The 18,063-nt window shown below is 69.6% G+C and carries 13 protein-coding genes; 7 read left to right on the top strand and 6 right to left on the bottom strand.

The annotated features are described in order from the left end of the window. Positions 1-59: 59 nt before the first annotated feature. The 5 genes from GF068_RS04515 to GF068_RS43340 all read right to left on the bottom strand — a co-directional run bounded on the left by GF068_RS04515 (position 60) and on the right by GF068_RS43340 (position 7,088). Positions 60-2,444, bottom strand: a complete 2,385-nt coding sequence (locus GF068_RS04515; RefSeq protein ID WP_153818011.1) for a hybrid sensor histidine kinase/response regulator — start codon at positions 2,442-2,444, stop codon at positions 60-62. A 112-nt stretch (positions 2,445-2,556) separates the two neighbouring features. Next, on the bottom strand, positions 2,557-4,077 hold the full coding sequence (locus tag GF068_RS04510) for a fucose isomerase (protein ID WP_153818010.1): 1,521 nt from the start codon (positions 4,075-4,077) through the stop codon (positions 2,557-2,559). Positions 4,078-4,108: 31 nt separating this feature from the next. Next, positions 4,109-5,437, bottom strand: coding sequence for an aspartate kinase (locus tag GF068_RS04505; protein WP_153818009.1), 1,329 nt, complete (start codon positions 5,435-5,437; stop codon positions 4,109-4,111). An 87-nt stretch (positions 5,438-5,524) separates the two neighbouring features. Continuing rightward, entirely contained in the window at positions 5,525-6,727 is a 1,203-nt protein-coding gene (chrA, locus tag GF068_RS04500) for a chromate efflux transporter (RefSeq protein WP_153818008.1), read from the bottom strand. A gap of 1 nt (position 6,728) precedes the next feature. After that, entirely contained in the window at positions 6,729-7,088 is a 360-nt protein-coding gene (locus GF068_RS43340; protein WP_170319299.1) for a DUF2934 domain-containing protein, read from the bottom strand. 454 nt (positions 7,089-7,542) lie between these two features. Here GF068_RS43340 and GF068_RS04490 point away from each other — a divergent pair, with 454 nt between their 5' ends. The 4 genes from GF068_RS04490 to GF068_RS04475 all read left to right on the top strand — a co-directional run bounded on the left by GF068_RS04490 (position 7,543) and on the right by GF068_RS04475 (position 11,202). Then, positions 7,543-7,854, top strand: coding sequence for a DUF6968 family protein (locus tag GF068_RS04490; protein ID WP_153818006.1), 312 nt, complete (start codon positions 7,543-7,545; stop codon positions 7,852-7,854). A 565-nt stretch (positions 7,855-8,419) separates the two neighbouring features. Beyond that, positions 8,420-8,782 carry a hypothetical protein gene (locus GF068_RS04485; protein WP_153818005.1) on the top strand — a complete coding sequence of 121 codons (363 nt, stop codon included), beginning with the start codon at positions 8,420-8,422 and terminating at the stop codon, positions 8,780-8,782. A gap of 133 nt (positions 8,783-8,915) precedes the next feature. After that, positions 8,916-9,767 carry a hypothetical protein gene (locus tag GF068_RS04480; RefSeq protein WP_153818004.1) on the top strand — a complete coding sequence of 284 codons (852 nt, stop codon included), beginning with the start codon at positions 8,916-8,918 and terminating at the stop codon, positions 9,765-9,767. Between the two features lie 94 nt (positions 9,768-9,861). Beyond that, the gene (locus GF068_RS04475; protein ID WP_153818003.1) at positions 9,862-11,202 is read left to right on the top strand and encodes a cytochrome P450; all 1,341 of its coding nucleotides are present in this window, start codon (positions 9,862-9,864) and stop codon (positions 11,200-11,202) included. Positions 11,203-11,343: 141 nt separating this feature from the next. Here the strand turns inward: GF068_RS04475 and GF068_RS04470 are convergent, their stop codons facing one another. Beyond that, positions 11,344-12,147, bottom strand: coding sequence for a hypothetical protein (locus GF068_RS04470; protein ID WP_153818002.1), 804 nt, complete (start codon positions 12,145-12,147; stop codon positions 11,344-11,346). A 258-nt stretch (positions 12,148-12,405) separates the two neighbouring features. Between GF068_RS04470 and GF068_RS04465 the strand changes: the two genes are divergently transcribed. From GF068_RS04465 to GF068_RS04455, 3 genes are read left to right on the top strand one after another with little or no spacing between them, the layout of a single operon-like run. Further along, positions 12,406-13,134 (top strand): ImuA family protein, encoded by a 729-nt coding sequence (locus GF068_RS04465; RefSeq protein ID WP_153818001.1) that lies wholly within the window; start codon positions 12,406-12,408, stop codon positions 13,132-13,134. 21 nt (positions 13,135-13,155) lie between these two features. Beyond that, complete coding sequence (locus GF068_RS04460; protein ID WP_153818000.1) at positions 13,156-14,868, top strand: DNA polymerase Y family protein; 1,713 nt, start codon at positions 13,156-13,158, stop codon at positions 14,866-14,868. Next, entirely contained in the window at positions 14,865-18,047 is a 3,183-nt protein-coding gene (locus tag GF068_RS04455) for an error-prone DNA polymerase (protein ID WP_153817999.1), read from the top strand. The genes GF068_RS04460 and GF068_RS04455 overlap by 4 nt, the downstream gene beginning before the upstream one ends. Positions 18,048-18,063: the final 16 nt, after the last annotated feature.

Below are 18,063 nucleotides of genomic sequence, written 5' to 3'. Positions count from 1 at the left end.
AGGGGAGAAAGACGCCTCTTCGCCCCTCTCCACGGCGTGGAGAGGGGTTGGGGGTGAGGCTAGCTCGCCTTCCGCAGCCCCGCGAGCAACGACACCAGCTCCGACGGCTCGAACGGCTTCGCGAGGTGCGCCCGGTAGCCCGCGGCGAGCGCGCGCTCCCGGTCTTCCGGCCGCGCGAACGCGGTCACGGCGACGGCGACGATGTCCTTCTTGCCGTCACGCGCCCGCAGCTCCCGGAGCAGCGCGTAACCATCCATGCCCGGCATCCCGATGTCGCTCACCACGAGGTCGACCGATCGCGCGTCCGCGACGTCGAGCGCCTCCGCGGCCGACGCCGCCGTGCACACCACCGCCTCGTACTCCTCCAGCACGCGCTTCAGGAGCTCGCGCGAGTCGGGCTCGTCGTCGACCACGAGCACGGCCGCGCCGTGCAGGTTCCGCGGATCGTTCGCGGGCGTGTTCACGAGCACCCGCGAGGGCACGCGGCTGCGCTCGTCGATGTCTCGAGGCAGCTCCACCGTGAACGTCGCGCCCTGCTCGAGGCCCGCGCTCTCCGCGCGCACCACGCCTCCGTGCAGCTCGACCAGGCGCTTGACGATGGAGAGCCCGAGCCCGAGGCCCCCGTGCCGACGCGCCATCGACGCGTCGGCCTGGCGGAACCGTTCGAACAGAAACGGCAGGAACTCCGGCGAGATGCCCTGACCCGTGTCCCGCACCTGGAGCACGGCCGCCTCGCCCTCCTGCACGAGCGAGACGTCCACGCGGCCGCCCGTCGGCGTGAACTTGATGGCGTTCGAGACCAGGTTCCACACGACCTGCTGCAGCCGCGCCGGATCCCCGCGCACGGAGATCCGCGCGGGCTCACGCGGGCCGCGCAGCGTGACGCCCTTGGCCTCGGCCGCGGCGCGGCAGGCCTCGATCGCGGACTCCACCACGCCCGGCAGAGACACCTCCTGCAGGTCGACGTGGATCTTGCCCGCGACGATGCGGCTCACGTCGAGCAGGTCGTTGATGAGCTGCGCCTGCAGGTGCGTGTTCCGCTCGATGACCGAGAGGCCCTTCGCGAGCTGGTCGGGCTGGATGCCGGGCCTCTGCACGAGGTGCGCACAGCCGAGGATGGCGTTCAGCGGCGTGCGCAGCTCGTGCGAGAGCGTGGCGAGGAACTCGTCCTTCATGCGGCTCGCCCGCTCGGCCTCGGCCCGCGCCGCCCGCTCGCTCTCCAGCAGGAACGCGCGCTCGCTCTCGGCCTGCTTCTCCTTGGTCACGTCGCGGCTGATCCCCACGGCCCGGAGCGTCTTGCCCGCCTCGTCGAACGTGATGCGCCCGAGCGAGTGGATCCAGCGCTCCCCGAGCGAAGGGTGCAGGATGCGGAACTCGTACGCGAAGTCCGAGATCCCCTTCCTCATGCGGCAGCACAGGTCCGCGTCCATCGGCGGGAGATCGGCCGGATGCACCCGGCTGCGCCAGTCCTCGAGCCGCACCTCGCGGTTCTTCGGGTCGACCCCGTAGAGCTCGTACTGGGCCTCGGACCACGTGTAGTGGTCCGTCCTGGCGTCGTACTCCCACCACCCGGCCTGCGCCCCGTCGAGCGCCATTTGCAGGCGATCGGCGCTCTCGGCGAGGGCCGCCGCGGCCTCCCTGCGCTCGGTGACCTCCTCGCAGACCACGTTCACCCCGATGATCACGCCGCTCGTGTCGCGGAGCGGGAAGAAGCTCTCCATCCAGATCCGCGTCTTGCCGGGCTGCGCGGGCGTCTCGCCGACGAGCTCCACGTTCCGGAGTGGCTCGCCCGTCTCGAAGATCCGCCGCAGCATGGGCTCGGCCTGGTCGGCGAGGTTCGGCAAGAGCTCGCGCACCGAGCGGCCGATGTGCGCCGCGGCGGGGAAGCCGTTCATCTCGGCGAGGCGCTCGTTGATGCGGATCCAGCGAAAATCCCGGTCGATCACGCAGAGCCCGACGGGCGCGGCCGCGTACGTGGCCTCGAGCTCGGCGAGCTGTCGGCGCGCCAGGGCCTCGCTCTCGCGCCGCGCGTCTTCTGCCCTGGCCAGGACGAACTCTCTCTCGCGCCGCGCTCGCTCGTTGATCGCGCTGAGGAACACGCCCACGACCAGAAAGACGCCGAGGCGCGCCTGATCCGGGAGCGAGGCGACGGTCAGGCTGCCGATCGGGCGCAAAAAGAGCAGCGCGCCCGTGAGCGCGCAGAGGATCGTGGCGAGCAGGCCGGGGAACATGCCGCCATACGCGGCCGCGATGACCACCGGCAAGAGGAGCGCGAGCAAGGGAGCTTTGCCGTCCAGCCACGGCTCCAGGGAGAACCGGACGAGGACGAGCGCGATCAACACTGCAATGGAGAGGCCGTAGGCGTGCCACGCCTTCCCCGGTCCCGCAGGAGCGCTCGGGGGGGCCTCGAGCCGCGCTTCGCGGCCTTCGCCGGCTGTTTGCATCGACCTTCGCTCGGGCTGCGGAGAAGGGGGCTCCCGTCAAACCAAGGCTATCAAACGATGGCACGTTCGCAACGTGGACCACCGCTTCGCCCCGTTCGCCCGATGCTTCGAATCAGCCCGCCCGATCGGCGAGGACGCGGACCTTGAAGCCGAGCTCGCGCGACAGCGCGACCATCTCGTCGAATACGTCGCCATAAGCCACGGCCACGTGGTTCGAGAGGTAATGCGCCATCAGCGTGTCCCTCCCGATCCCCATGTCCGCGGCCATGAACGGCCATTCGCGCGTCGTGCCTTCCCACCACGCGTCGCGCACCTCGGGCGGCAGCTTCACGACTTCACCTTTGCCGATATCCATCCAGAGCGCGCCTTCTTTGATGTACGTGCGCGCCCAGGTCATCGCTCCGGGCAAGCTCTCGCCGGCGAGCGTGCCGCCCGGCGTCGGGAAGTACATCGACGGCTGCCTGTAGCTATGCGCGCCGCGCAGCGTGTCCTTGTCGTGGTTGAACGCGTACGCGCCGCACGAGCCCGAATTGAGCAATACCCACAAGAATCGACCGTCGTGCTCGGCGCCCCAGCGCACGTCGTGGAACATCACGGCCTCGTGCAGGCCTTTCTCGCGGAGCAGCCGCTTCATGAGCTCCATCGGGATCGCGTTGCCCTGGTCCGCCTCGGTCGCGCAGGCGATCGTCGTGCCGTTCGATTCGGGGCGACACGCCGAGTTGAAGAGGCCCTCGGCGAGGTCCGAGGGCGGGCGCAGCGGGATCAGGCCGAGCTGGTATTGCCAGCCGAGGCAGTCGGCCTTGTATTCGTTCACCAGATCGAGCACCACGAGATAATCGCGGAGCTGCTCGCGCGTCGCCCGCTCGTCGAAATCGGCCGCGCCATTCTCGCCCCAGTGGAAGGTGAGGCCCCGATCCTTCACGAACCGTAACGCGTCGTCGATTCGCTTCTCGCTGATGCCGCGGCCCCGATCGATGATCCAGGCCTGATCGATCTTGTGCTCGGTGAAGCCGTGCTTGTTCAGCAGGCGCGGGCCGAAATACCCGTTGATCATGCCCATCGAGGTGTCGCCGAGCATCATGAGGAGCACGCGCCGCCGCCGGATCTCCTCCGCCACCTTCCGCGCGATCACCTGCGCCGCCGGGGCGACCTCGCCGGGCTCGTGGATCGCGTCCTCGGGCCAGGCGAGCCGGCCCGTCTGGCACCACGTGTCGAGCCGCTCCATGAACGCGCGGTCGGCCGTCCAGTCCTCCGCGTCCGTCCAGATCCGCGAGAACGGCCGATCCAGGCTCTCCAGGCAGGCGCCCGTGTTCAAGAGGCCCACGAGCCCGGGCCAGCGGCCCGAGAAATTCGACGCGAGCAGCAAGGGGTTCTCCTTGCCGACCACGCCGTCCGTCGTGTGTGGCCCGTAAAACCAGTGTACACACACGCCGATCATCGGGTCGTCGACAGGCCCGAGCTTCTCGATGGATTCGTGGGGCTTCGACAGGAAACCCTCGATCCGATAGGGCGCGTGGCCGAGCTTCTGGAGCGCTCGTTCCAGCTGCACCGTCGCCGCCGTGATGCTGGGGACGGCGACCTCGTTTGGCTTGGCCCGCGCGTCGCCGGGCCAGAACAGGGCGATCTTCTTCATCGCCCTGGCTTCGGCCACACGCAGGCCGGCGTCAAGCGCGCTCGAAGAGCCGCTCGTGCAGCACGGCGGCCGCGGCGCCCACGTCTTTGTCCGCGACGAGCATGGTCAGGCTGATGCTCTTCATCCCGTAGCTCACCATCTCCACGTTCACGCCTGCGTCCGCGACGGCTTGCAGGATCGCCGCGCCGAGCCCCGGCTGCTCCGCGAGCCGCCGGCCCACGACCACCATCAGCGTCTTTCCGGCCTCGACCCGCACGTCGCCGAGCTTCTCGAGCTCGGGCAGCGCGCGATCGAGCGGCGCTTTGCAGTCCGTCGTGAACGACACGTTGACCTCCGAGGTCGCGATCATGTCGACCACCACCTCGTGCCGCCCGAGCGCCTGGAACGCCTCGCCGAGGAAGCCGGCCGCGCCGAGCATACGCGTCGAGCAGAGCGTCACGGCGAGCTGACCGCCGCGGTAAGCGATGCTCGTCGCGGGCAGCTCGCCCGGGGACGTGGCCTCGCGGATGACCGTGCCGGGGTGCTCGGGGCGGTTCGTGTTGAGCACGCGGACGGGGATCTTTTTTTCGATCGCCGGCACGAGCGTCGAGGGGTGCAGGACGCGGCTGCCGAAGTAGGCGAGCTCGGCGGCCTCGTCGAAGCGCATCTCGGGGATCGAGCGGGCCTGCGGGACGACGCCCGGATCCGCGGTCATCACGCCGTCGGTGTCGGACCAGATCTCGACCTCCTCGGCCTCGAGCGCGGCGCCGACGAGCGTCGCCGTCAGATCACTCCCGTTGCGGCCTACGGTCGTGATCTCGCCGGCCTCGGTGCGGCCCACGAAGCCCGTGACGATGGGGATCACGCCCTCCGGCACGCGCTCCTTCACGGCGCGTTTCATCCGCTCCTCGTAGCCGGGCAGGGGGCGGGCCGCGCCGAACGTCGCGTCGGTGACGAAGCCGAGATCCCAGACGTCGAAGGCCTGTGCGGGCAATCCTTCACGCGTGAAATAATCGGCGATGACCCGCACGGCCAGACGTTCGCCGAAGCTCGCGGCGTAGTCGAGGCTGCGCGGGCTGAGCTCGCGCACGAGCGAGAGGCCCTTGTAGAGGGCGGCGATCTCGTCGAAGAAGGGCGCGAGCAGGGCGTCGTCGCAGCCGAGCTCGCGGGCGATCGCGGCCTGGCGCTCGATCACGCGCTCGGGGGCGTAGACGCCGCGGGTGGCCTCGCGCGCGCCTGCGAGCAGCGCGTCGGTCATGCCTTTATGGGCCGAGCTCACGACGAGCGGCGCCTTGGCTGCGCGCCCGCGGACGATGGCGAGCACCTTCTCGATCTGCTTCTTGTTGGCGACGGAGCTGCCGCCGAACTTCATGACGATCATGGCGGCCGGACGGTAGCGCAGCGCGTCGAGACCGTCAGCCGGTTTCTCTCGTATTGCCCGGGGGGCGGGCGAACAGATGTCCGGGCTTCAGGGGGAATGCCCGAATGCCGCGCGAACGGCGAGCCCGACGAGGGCGCTGCCGACGACGATCCACGTGGCATTGATCTTCGGCTGCATCGCGATGGGCAAGGCGGCGGCGAGGATCAGCCAGGCGGGCAGGTCGACGAGGGCGCCGCGCCCGAGCGCGATCGTGGCGGCGGCGAGCAGGCCGAGCGAGGCGGCGGCGGCGCCGTCGAGCAGGCCCGCGAGGCGCGGGGCGGCGCGCATTTTCGGCAGGATGGGCGCGGTGACGCGGACGAGGAGGAAACTCGGCAGGAAGATGGCGAGCGTGGCCACGGCCGCGCCGGCGGGCCCTTCGATGAGGTAACCGATAAACGTCGCGGTGGAGAGCACGGGGCCCGGCGTGAACTGTCCAATGGCGACCGCGTCGAGCAGCTCCGCCTCGGTGAGCCACCCCCGCTCGCTCACGAGCCCGGCGCGGAGCAATGCGATGAGCACGTATCCGCTGCCGTAGAGGATGCTGCCCACCTTGAGGAAAAACAGCCCGAGCGGGATCAGCTTCGATCCGCCCGTGGTCATCGCGGCCGAGGCGAGGAGGGGAACCGGGAAGAGGGCGGGGGACGCACCTTTCTTTTCGTCGGCGGTTGGTTTCCCCGGCGGCTTTCGAATCCGGAGCGCGCCGATCCCTGCGCCTGCGAAGATCACGGCGACCTCGTTCACCCCGAGCACGCTGGCCGCGGCGGCGGCGGTCCCGAGCGCCAGGAAAAACCAATCCTTTTTTCGAGGTAGGACGAGCCGCGCCATGGCCGCGAGCACGATCGCGAGCATCGCGGGCTTCAGGCCATAAAGCAGCCCTTCCATCGCGGGCACGGCGCGCAGGCGCATGTAGGCGATCGCGAAGGCGGCGGTGACCAGCGCGGCGGGCAGGATGAAGCAGACCCCGGCGACGGCGAGCCCCGGCGTCCCGGCGCGGCGATACCCGAGGTGGATCGCCATTTCGGTGGAGTTCGGGCCCGGGATGAGGTTCGTCGCGGCGAAGAGGTCGAGGAACTCCTCACGCGTGACCCATTTCCTGCGCGTGACGACCTCGGCCTCCATGAGCGCGACGTGGGCGGCGGGCCCGCCGAACGCGGTGAAGCCGAGGCGCAAAAACAGAAGCGCCACCTCGCGCAGCCGGCCCGGCTCGGCTGCGTCGGGTGACGCCGGGGGAGGCGTGGCCTCCGCGTTCATGTCAGGTCGCGATTTCGCCGGCGAGCATGGCGTCGATCTCGCGCTCGGCGACGAGCCAGTCTTCCAGCGGATTGGTCTTGCCGAACCCGATCGTCTCGGCGCGTCGATAGGCGGCGAGCGCGATCAACCGGCGGCGCTCTTCCATCGAGATGGGCCTGCGCTCGGAGGCGGCGGGCGCCCTGGAATCCTCGTCGATCGTGGCGGGCGCTTCCGGCGTGGGCGCGGGCGCGGGCGCGAGCGCGACGGGCGGCGGCGGGAGCGTCTCGGCGACGGCGACGGCGACGGCGGCCGATGCTGCGGCCTTCGCGCCCTTCTTGCCGATCTCGCCCTTCTTCGCGGCCTTCTTGCCTTTCGTCTTCATCGATCCTCTCCTCGGTGGTTTTTTCCCGGGGAGGCGGCTCGTAACGCAGGGGCGGGCGGGGGGGCAAGTTTGTGGACACAGGAAACTTTGCGCGTCGGCAGCCGCCGGATAGAGTGGCGAGGGAATGCGAGCGAAGGAGGTGGGGCATGCGAATGCAAAGGGCGGCGTGCAATGTGATGGCAGTCCTCTCGTTGCTGGTCTCGTTGACCATATTTTCATCAGCGGGACGGGCCACGGCGTACCAGGCTCCGCAAGATGGCACGGCTCCGGTCGTTGCTTCGGATGACAGCGAGTGGGCTTATTGCAGGCGGGCGTGTGATCTCGTGTGGGATCATGACAACCGTCAATGTCGCAAGCTACCAGAGAAGCCGAAGAAAAATCGCGAGCGATGCTGGCGCCGCGCCAATAACGAGCGATCTCGTTGCTATCTCGAATGCGAGAGGGAAGCGTTGCGATGACGGTCATCGCGGAGCGAGAGCTTCGGTTCATCCAGCAGGGTAAGCGGGGATCACGCAAGGTCGTCGTCCGGATCCATGCGCCCAAACCCGAGGAGAATGGGAACTGGTCGGTCGACTTCGAGATCCACGGCCCTGGCGACCACAAGGCGAGTCGGTCCGTGTGGGGCGCCGACTCCGTGCAAGCGCTCGTGTTGGCGCTGGCGAATGTCCCGCTCGACCTCGGCCTGGTCGCCCACGAGATGGGCGGCACGATCAAGTTCCTGGGAAGCAAAGACCTGGGGTTCACGGTAACACCGCCCCGCTCATGAGGAGAGTCAGGGGGGGCGCCGGCCTTGCTCCTGCGTGCGGTTCCGATACACCAAGCGACGGTACGGGCATTGCAGTCCGTCCGGGCATGAAGCACAGCACTTTCGTTCGTAAGGTTCTGGTGGGGATCGGTTTCGCGGCCTTCGGGGTGTCCACGGCGGGGGTCGCGGTGGCGGAGGAGGCCGAGGAGTATGGATTGGGCGAGGCCGTTGGCGAGCTTTCGACGCAGGAGGAGGTGACCGAGGAGGGGGCGTCGGAGCTGGTGGCGGCATCGGGAAAATGTCGGGTGCGTTGTTGCAATAACTGGGTCTCGCCACTCGTGACGACCACCTCCAGGCCCGTGTGCCGTCAGTATGCCCATAGTGTGTGCCAGAATCGCGGGGGGCCGCTACGCGCGAGGTGGAACGGCGAGATCTTCGCGGCATGGATTTGCCAGTAGATCCCTCACCCCAACCCCTCTCGCGCCCGCGTGACGGAGATCCATGCTCGGTCGTCGCCGCCGTCTTCTGCCGTGAGGGGGCGAGGCGACCGAGATCCGTTGAAACGCCTGGCCGTAGTGAGGCACGCATGAAGCACAGCACGTTCATTCGTGAGGTTTTGGTGGGAATGGGGGGGTCGGTCCTCTGTATCTCCGCGGCGTGTGCCGCGGCGCCGGAGGAGGCGGAGGAACATGCGGTCGCTGGGGATGTGTCGGGGCGTGCGGCGGAGCTCTCGACGCAGGAGGAGGTGACTGGTGAAAAGGCTTCGGCGCTCGTGGCGCAGGCGGGACAATGTCGCGGCAGCTGTTGCAATGGTTGGGTCTCGCCAGCCATGACGACCCCGTCCGCGCGCGCATGCATGCAATGGGTTAAGAGCATGTGTGAGAACCGCGAAGGCGTGAAGCGGGTACGATTCAACGGCGTGCTCGTGCCGGGGTTGTGGTGCAACTGAGCCACTGATCCCCTCACCCCCAACCCCTCTCCCGCCCGCGGGAGAGGGGCCTTCGCGACAGCAAGCGTGTTCTCCTCGTGACGCTCTGGTCACGCTCGATGGATCCGCGCGGAACGTGTATCCTCCCGCCCCCATGACCGCTCCCTTCCGCGAACGCCGCCTCTCCTCGGCTGAAGTGCGCAAGATCCTCCGCCGGGCCCTCGATCTCGCCGAGCGGGACGCCGAGACGGAGGCGCTCGCGTCCTCGATGACGGAGGACGAGCTCGCGCGGCATGCGGCCGAGCTCGGGATCCCCGGCACGGCCATTCGGGGCGCGGTGAACGAGCGCGCGCCGCTCGAGGAGAAGACGGAGGCGTCGAACGAGCTGCTCGGCGCGCCCCTCCGGACGCTGCTCGAAGAGGAGATCGACGGCGAGATCGGGGCCGATTCCCATGAGGATCTCGTCGAGGCCATCCAGACGGTGATGGGCGAGGCGGGGCAGGTGCAGATCGTGGGGAAAACCGTGACGTGGACGCCCACGGTCCTGCCACAAGCACAGCCGCGGCAGCTCTCGGTCACGGTGCGATCACGGAATGGCAAGACGCTCGTCCGGGTCGACGAGCGGCATTCGAACCTCGCCGCGGGCCTGTATTTCGGGATCGGGTTCGGCTTCGGGCTCGGCGGCGGCGTGCCCGTCGCCATGAGCATTGCGCTGGCCACGAAGAGCGGCCTGCCCGCCACGCTGGCCGGGCTCGCTTGTCTGGTGATTGGCTTCCTCATTCCGCGCCTCATTTTCCCTTACGTCGTGCGACGGCGGACGCGGAAACACCGCGACCTGCGGGATCGCCTCGCGCGTGTGGTGCGCGCGGCGGCGCGCGCGGGCGCGCCGCGGAAGCGGAAGCGGCAGCGGATCGCGGCTGCGGCGGCGGAGGCGGAGGCGGAGGCGGAATCCGAGGCGGAGGCGGAGGCGGAAGCGGAAGTCGTGGGAGGGCGCGCGCGCCGCTGAAGCACCCCCGTCCCTCCGCCGCTCCACAAGCACAGGCCTCACCCACCCCAACCCTCCCCCTCCCCCTCCACACGGATTGAAAGGGCACACCTCAATGACCACTTTGCCCAAAGGCCCCACCAGCAACGTCCTGATGAACGTGCAGGGGATCATGGATCCGATCGGCTACACGCTGCGCTTACGGGAGCGCTATGGCGATCCGATGTCGGCCCCGAAGATGAACGGCAAACCGGTGCTGGCCACCGGCAGCGTGGAGGGGCTGCGCTCCGTGTTCGCGGTGCCGCCGGAGGCCCTCGACCAGATGCTGGCCGAGAGCTTCGCCGCGGCGGTGGGAGAGTCGTCGCTGTTCGTGCTCTCGGGCGCGCGACACACGGCCATGCGCAAGCTGCTCATGCCGCCATTTCACGGGCAACGCATGCGCCTTTACGGGAAGCAGATCTGCGACCTGGCCCTGCAGCACGCCCGGGACCTCGAGCCGGGCCGCGAGCTCGTGGCGCAGGACCTCATGCACAAGATATCGCTGCAAACGATCATCCACGTCGTATTCGGCGTCACTGCACCGGCGGAAGCGGCGCGCCTCGAGGAGCTGCTCGAGGCGCTACGCAAGAGCTTCTCCTTCGGCCTGAACGTCACCCTCTTGGTTCCCTGGCTGCGCCGGGAGTTCGGGGGCTTTGGCCCGTGGGCGCGCAGGCAGCGCGTGATCCAGGACCTGCGCGGCTTCCTCGATCCGGAGCTCGCCCGCCGCCGCGCCGACTCCGCCGAGCGCACCGATATCCTGAGCCTGCTCCTGGAAGCCCGTCAGGAAGACGGGACGGCGCTCGACGACCAGCAGATCTTCGAGCAACTGCACACCCTGCTCTTCGCGGGGCATACCACGACCGCGGCCGCGCTCACCTGGGTGCTCTATTTTCTCGGACACGCGCCGGACGTGTTGCGCCGGCTGCAGGACGAGCTGACGGCGCTGGGCGCGGATCCGGAGCCCGAGGCGCTGGCCAAGGCGCCGTATCTGGAAGCGGTGTGCAACGAGACGCTGCGCCTGCGCCCGCCCAGCCCGGGGGTGGGGCGCAAGCTGAATACACCCATGCGCATCGCGGGCTACGATTTGCCGGCCGGAGCAGGCGTGTTCGCGCAAATCATCTGGGCCCACCACGATCCCGCGGTATTTCCGGAGCCTTCGGTGTTTCGTCCCGAGCGATTCCTGGAGCGAACCTATTCCCCCTTCGAATTCCTGCCGTTCGGCGGCGGGAATCGGCGCTGCATCGGGGCCGCCTTTGCGTTGTACGAGATGAAGCTGGTCCTGGGCACGCTGCTGCGGCGCTACAGCTTCGAGCTCGTGTCCAAGAAGCCGGTGCGGATGGGGCTGCAGGGTCTGCCCGGCTCTCCGGTGCGCGTGATCGTCTCCTCGGGCGGGACCGGGCGCGAGGCGCGGCGCTGAGCGCGGGGGGTTTTTCAGCCCCGGGAGGCTGTCGAGAGCCGCCCTGGGGGGGTTTTTTAGCCCCGGGAGGCTGTCGAGAGCCGCCCCGGGGGGGTTTCTCAGCCCTCCGGCGCCCGTCGACAGCCTTCGCGGGGGGGTTTCTCAGCCTCCGGCGGCTTCGACCGGGGCTTCGTCGCTCTTCTTCTTGCTCCGGCCGCCTGTGCGGGTGCGGATGACGCTGAACAGGGAGGGGAAGGCCTTCTCCGGGGCGGGCTCGTGGCGCAGCAGCCAGCGGCCCGTCGTGGCGACCTCCTCGTAGGTGTCGAGCAAAAACGTCCAGGCGCGCACGAGCTGATCGGCGGTCACGGACGCCTCCGGGCCGATGCGGGCGCCGAGGTGGGCCAGGATCTCCTCCGCGGTCTTGACGGCGTCGTCGGCGTCGGTCGCGCGGAAGTGTTTCTTGTCGTCCTTCAGGGCGTCGTAATGGTCACGATACACGCTGGCATACCCGAGCAGATCGGCGGCGAGGTCGCGGTGGCCCGTGCCCGAGCGCAACATGGCGAGATAAGGGCCGACGTCGGGTTGATCCTTCAAGTGGTACTCGGCGCAAGCCTGCATGCGCGCCTCGATGCCGAGGGCTCTTTGCACGAGCTCGACCGGGAGCTTGGCCTCGGAGGAGAGGGCGCGGTCTTTTTGAACCTCCATCGCGGCATACCAGCACGCCCAGGCGGCGACGGAGAGCACCTCGACGAGGTTCGCGTCGAACTCGCTCGGCGGCAGGCTCTGAAACCGCGCGAGGAGCGCAGGCTCGCTCGCGCGCGCCGAGAGCCCGAGCGCCGCGACGGCGGCGAGGCCCGCGTCGGCATTGACGACGGCGAGCGAGTCGACGGGCATCGACTTGTACCGATGCTGGAGCGCGTCGAAGGCTTGCTTGCCTTTGATGGGATCGAATTGAGGGCCACTCATGTGCGGGATGACACCATGAGCGGAGGGGCGGACACAAGCACGGAGAACGCCCCGGGCAGAGCTTCCTCACCGCGCCGAAGGTCTGTTCAGTAGTCCCCCCCGACCCGTCGGGAAGCCCCCGCCCCCCTCCTCCCCCCCGCCCCTTTCGGTCTTCGCCGGACAAATCCACCTGATCTCGGACAGCTTATGTCCGTCTCGGCGGCCCCGTCCGTGTCATCTTCCTTGGCCGGTGTTCAGGTACCTGGTAAGGTGTTCAGTATGCACCGCGCCGCCGCCACCGTCCTCGCCCCGGACGCCGACGCTCGCCACAAGGAGCTCTTCCAGAGCGCGCTCGTCAGGCCTGCGATCGAAGGCCTCTCCGGCCGCGCCAAGGCCCTGCCGCTCGGCCTCTGCACCGTCGACGCGTCCTTGCCCGAGGGAGGCTTGCCCCGCGGCGCGGTGGTCGAGCTCGCGGCGCCACAAGGGCTCGCTCGCTCGACGACGCTCGCCTTGTCGCTCTGCGCCTCCGCCCAGGCCGAGGCGCGCCTGCGCGGCGAGAGTGACACGCGCGGCGCCTGGTGCGCGTGGCTGGATCCGACGCAATCCATCTTCGCGCCCGCCGTCGCTCGCGCCGGCGTCGATCTCGATCGGCTGCTCGTCGTCCGGCCGAACCTCGAAGACCTCGCCCGCGTCGCCGTTCGTGTCGCCGCCAGCCACGCCTTCTCCGTCGTCGTCATCGACACGGCCGGCGTGCCGGGTTGTCGCGGCGAGGCGCGGCTCGACCGGTGGGTGACGATCGTGCGTCGCCTCGCCCTCGCCGTCGAGGGCAGCGATACGACGGTCCTGTTGCTCACGGACGCGAGCGCCTCCCGCGCCATGCCGCTGCCGGCCGCGATGCGCATCGAGCTCGAGCGACAAGGCGAGGACAGGCTCGGCCTGCGGGTCGCCAAGGACCGGCGCGGTCGCGTGACGGCGGCGCAGTCGATCGAGCTTGGAAAGAGCGCATGAAAGGCGCATGAGGATCCGGTGATGGGTCGGCGAATCGTGGCGGTGGTCTTGCCGCAGCTCGGCTGCGAGCTCGTGCGGCAACGTGCCCACGAGGATCACGAAGGCCGCCCGCTCGCCGTATTGTTTTCGTCGGGCAAACCCGGGGGGGCAGGGGCAGGGGAGGCGCAGGACCGGGCCACGGCCACGCTCGACCTCGTCGACGAGGCCGCCTGGCGATACGGGATCCGCCCCGGCCAACGCGTGGCCGAGGCGCAAGCGACGCTCGCCGAGCTGTCGATCCAGAACGTCTCGTTCACCGAGGTCGACGCCGCGCTCGGTCGCGTGGCGGAGGTTTGTTTGGGCCTGGGGACGACGGCATCCATCCGCCTCGCGCCCGAGCACCCTGATGAAGACAAACGCCGCGGGCCGGCGGGTGATGCGCCCTTCGACACGGTGTTCCTCGACGTCACGGGCGCCGCGCACCTCGTGGGCGGCGAGGAGGCGCTGCTCGACGAGCTCTGCGAGCGGATCCACGCGCTCGGGCACAAGGTCCAGGCCGCGATCGCCGATGGCCCGCGGATCGCGCGCGCGCTCGCCCGGTTCGCCGCGAGCCCGGTGCTCGCCAGCGGGGTGGCGCTCTCCGTGCGAAAAGCTCCGCATCCGACGGTCGTCGCCAGGCCCGGCGCGCGGGTCCTCGGGCCGCTGCCGCTCACGGCGATGCCGATGGATGCGGACACGGCGGCCTTCTTCGCGCGGCTCGGCGTCTTCACGGTCGAGGCCCTGATGAAGCTGCCGCGCAGCGAGCTCACGCCCAGGCTCGGCCTGCGCGCCGCCGAGGTGCTCGATCTCGCCGCCGGTCACGACGATCTGCCGCTCGTCCCGTACGCGCCCCCGCGCACGATCGTCGAGGAGACGAGCTTCGACGACCCGATCGCGAGCGTCGAGCCGATCCTGTTCGTGCTGCGCGGCATGACCTCACGTTTCGCCGCCCGCCTCGGCGCCCGCGGCGAGGCTTGCCTCACGCTCGACATCACGATCCCGCTCGACAAGTCCATCACGAACCTGCGCCACCCCGGCAAGGAGCCCGTCCTCGCGCTCTCGATCGAGCTGCCCTCGCCGCTCTCCGACGCGGGCGATCTCCACCGCGCGCTGCGGGCCAAGCTCGAGCGCGCCGAGCTCTTCGCGCCGGCCGTCGGCGTCCGCCTGGAGGTCTCGCAGATCGTCGAGGCGCGGCGCATCCAGATCGATCTCTCGCGCGACAAGGCCGCGCGCCCCGACGCGTTACCCGCGCTGCTCGCCGAGCTCTCCGCCGAGATCGGTCAGGATCGCGTGGGCGTGCTCGAAGCGGTACATGCGCACAAACCCGAGGCGCGCTCCAGGCTCGTCCCCGTGCGAGACCTCGATCAGAAACGCGCGCCCGCCGGATCCGCGGAGCTCGAAGCCGCCGAGGACCGTGACGTCCCGCTGCCGACGCGCCTCTTCTCGACGCCCGTGCCCATCGGCCGCATCACGAAGGGCGCGGTGATCGCCGTGGACAATCGCCTCTACGCCGTCGAGTCGCTCCGGTTCGTGATGCGGCTCGACGGGGTCGAGTGGTGGACGAGCTCGGCGGCGTCGCGGGATTACGGGGTCGCCTGGCTCGTGCCCGGCGCGACGAACACGAAGGGCGAGGCGTCGACGCGGGCGGCCGGGCTCGCGTGGGTCTTCGTGGACCGCACGACCGGGGAAGGGTACCTCCAGGGCTGGTGCGAATGAACCGACGAAGGCCGGCCCTCTCCGTCGTCTCCGGGGGCGCCCCCGAGCCCGAGCCCGAAAGAAGCGCGGAGAAACCCGCCTTCGCCGAGCTCTGCGCGCGCTCGGCGTTTTCGTTCCTCGAAGGCGCCTCGCAGCCCGAGGAGATGGTGCGCAGGGCCCACGAGCTCGGTTTGTCCTCGATAGCCATTGCGGACCGCGACGGTCTTTACGGCTCGGCGCGGGCGCACGCGGAGGCGAAGAAGCTCGAGCAGCCGTACATCGTCGGATCTGAACTCACGATCGAGAAGGACGGCGAGAAGCGCGGGAGCGTCGTCCTGCTCTGCCAGGATCACGAGGGTTACTCGAACCTCTGCCGCCTGCTCACGCTCGCCCACGCGACACACGAGAAGGGCACGGCGGGCATCTCCATCGAGGAGATCGGGAACCTGCCGCGCGGCCTCTTCGCCCTCGTCCCGCTCGCGACGCCCGCGCTCGTGAACGACGCCCTCCTCGGGCCGCTCCGCGACGCCTTCGCCGAGCGCGCCTTCCTCGCCGCCTATCGCCACCTCGACCGCGGCGACGCGGCCCGCCTCGAGGCCGCCACGAGGGCCTCCGCGCGGTTCGATCTGCCCGTCGTCGCCACCGCGCGCCCCCTCTTCCACCACGGCGGTCGCAAGCCCCTCGCCGACGTGCTCACCTGCATCCGCCACAAGACCACGCTCGATCAGGCCGGCGCCCTGCTCGCCCCGAACGCCGAGGCCACCCTGCGCAGCGCCGCCTCGATGCGGAACCTGTTCCGCGACGAACCCGCCTGGGTCGCCCGCACCGTCGAGATCGCCGAGTCCTGCCGCTTCTCCCTCGCCGAGATCCGCTACCACTTCCCGAGCGAAGGCCTCTGCTTGCCCGGCGAGACGCCGGACGACGCGTTGCGACGCCTCACCTACGCGGGCTGCAAAGACCGCTACCCCGAGGGCACGCCGCAGAGGGTCGCGGCGCAGATCGAGAAGGAGCTCGATCTCATCAAGCTGCTCGACGTCGCCCCGTACTTCCTGAGCGTCCACCAGATCGTCTCGATCGCCCGGCAAAAACGTATCCTCTGCCAGGGCCGCGGCAGCGCGGCGAACAGCGCGGTTTGTTTCGTCCTCGGCGTCACGGCCGTCGATCCGGCGCGATCGAGCCTGCTCTTCGAGCGTTTCCTCTCGCCCGAGCGGCGCGAGCCCCCGGACATCGACGTCGACTTCGAACACGAGCGGCGCGAGGAGGTCATCCAGGCGATCTACGAGATGTACGGCCGCGACCGCTCGGCCATGGTCTCCGAGGTCATCTGCTACCGCGGCAAGAGCTCGCTGCGCGAGGTCGGCAAGGTCTTCGGCTTGACGACGGATCAGCTCGATCGGCTGAGCGGGCTCGCGGTCTGGCAGGAGGCCGATACGAGCGAGAAGAAGCTCGCCGAGCTCGGCTTCGATCCGAGCGACACGCGCCTGCGGCAGGTGATTTTCCTGGCGAACGCGCTCGAAGGCATGCCGCGGCATCTGTCGATCCACGTGGGCGGCTTCGTGCTCTCGGCCGAGCCGCTGCACCACGTGGCCCCGATCGAGCCGGCGCGGATGCCCGGTCGATCCGTGATCCCGTGGGACAAGGACGACCTCGACGAGCTCGGCTTCTTCAAGGTCGACATCCTCGCGCTCGGCATGTTGACCGCGATCCGCAAGACGCTGGCGATGATCCACGAGCGCGCTCGTCCCAACGAGCCGTTTGATCCGATCGACGCGCTCGCCCGCGTCCCGCCCGAGGATCCGGCCGTGTACCAGGCGATCGGGCGCGCCGACACGGTGGGCGTCTTCCAGATCGAGAGCCGCGCGCAGATGTCGATGCTGCCGCGCCTCAAGCCGAAGACGTTTTACGATCTCGTCATCGAGGTCGCGATCGTGCGGCCGGGCCCGATCCAGGGCGGCATGGTCCACCCGTACCTGCGCCGCCGCACGGGGCAGGAGGCGCCGATCTCGCCGCATCCTTGCCTCGACGGGATCCTCGCGCGCACGCTCGGCGTGCCGCTCTTCCAGGAGCAGGTCATGCAGATCGCGATGGTCGGCGCGGGGTACACGCCCGGCGAGGCCGATCAGCTCCGGCGCGACATGGCCGCGTGGAAAAAACACGGCAGGCTCGCGCGCCACCGCGAGCGGCTGCTTCGAGGCTTCTCCGAGAAGGGGATCTCCGCGCGGTTCGCCGAGCAGCTCTACCAGCAGATCCACGGCTTCGGCGAGTACGGCTTCCCCGAGTCCCACGCGGCGAGTTTTGCCCTGCTCGTCTACGCCTCGGCGTGGTTGAAGGTGCACCACCAGGCCGCGTTCACGTGCGCGCTCCTGAACTCGCAGCCGATGGGGTTTTACTCGCCGTCCTCGCTCGTGCAGGACGCGCAGCGGCACGGCGTGATCGTGCGGCCCGTGTGTGTCGTGGCGAGCGGGTGGGATCATTTCCTCGAAGATCCCGGGGTGATCCGGCTCGGGATGCGCCTCGTAAAAGGGTTCGGCTGGGGCGGGGCCGCGGGCGTGCTCCGGGCGCGCGCGGAGGCGCCCTTCACGGGCGTCGCGGACCTCGTGCGGCGCGCGGGGCTGCAGAAGAACGAGGTCGAGGCCCTCGCGGAGGCGGGCGCGCTCGAGGCGCTCGTCCCGAGCCGGCGCGAGGCGCTCTGGAGGGCGCGAGCGCCGCGCCTGCCGGACGGGCTCTTCGCGAACGTGCCGCTCGAAGAAGAGAAGGACGTGGGCCTGCCGAAGATGCGCCCCGCCGAGCAGCTCGTGCTCGACTACGGGCGGGTGGGTTTGTCTCTGCACGACCACCCCTTGAAGCACCTGCGCCCGCGGCTCGAGGAAGAGGGCACGGTGACGGCGGCCTCGATCAAGGAGCGTCGCGCCGGCGAGACCGTTCGCGTCGCGGGCCTCGTCGTGGGCCGACAGCGCCCGGCCACCGCGAGCGGCGTCACGTTCGTCACGCTCGAAGACGAGACCGGCGTGGTGAACGTCATCGTGCGCAAGGACCTCTTCGAGGCGAGTTACGCGGCCGCGCGGTACGCGAAGATCATGGCCGTGCGTGGTCGCGTCGAGAAGCAGGGCGAGGTGGTTCACGTCCTCGCCGAGGCCCTCGAGCGCCTCGACGCGCCGGGCAAACGCGGCGTTCCCACGCGATCACGCGACTTTCACTGAGCGGCGCGCGCGAGAA

This window comes from Polyangium spumosum (assembly GCF_009649845.1).
Taxonomy (GTDB): domain Bacteria; phylum Myxococcota_A; class Polyangia; order Polyangiales; family Polyangiaceae; genus Polyangium; species Polyangium spumosum.
The sequence above is the reverse complement of the archived record's forward strand: the minus strand, read 5'-3'. Positions and strand labels throughout refer to the sequence as shown.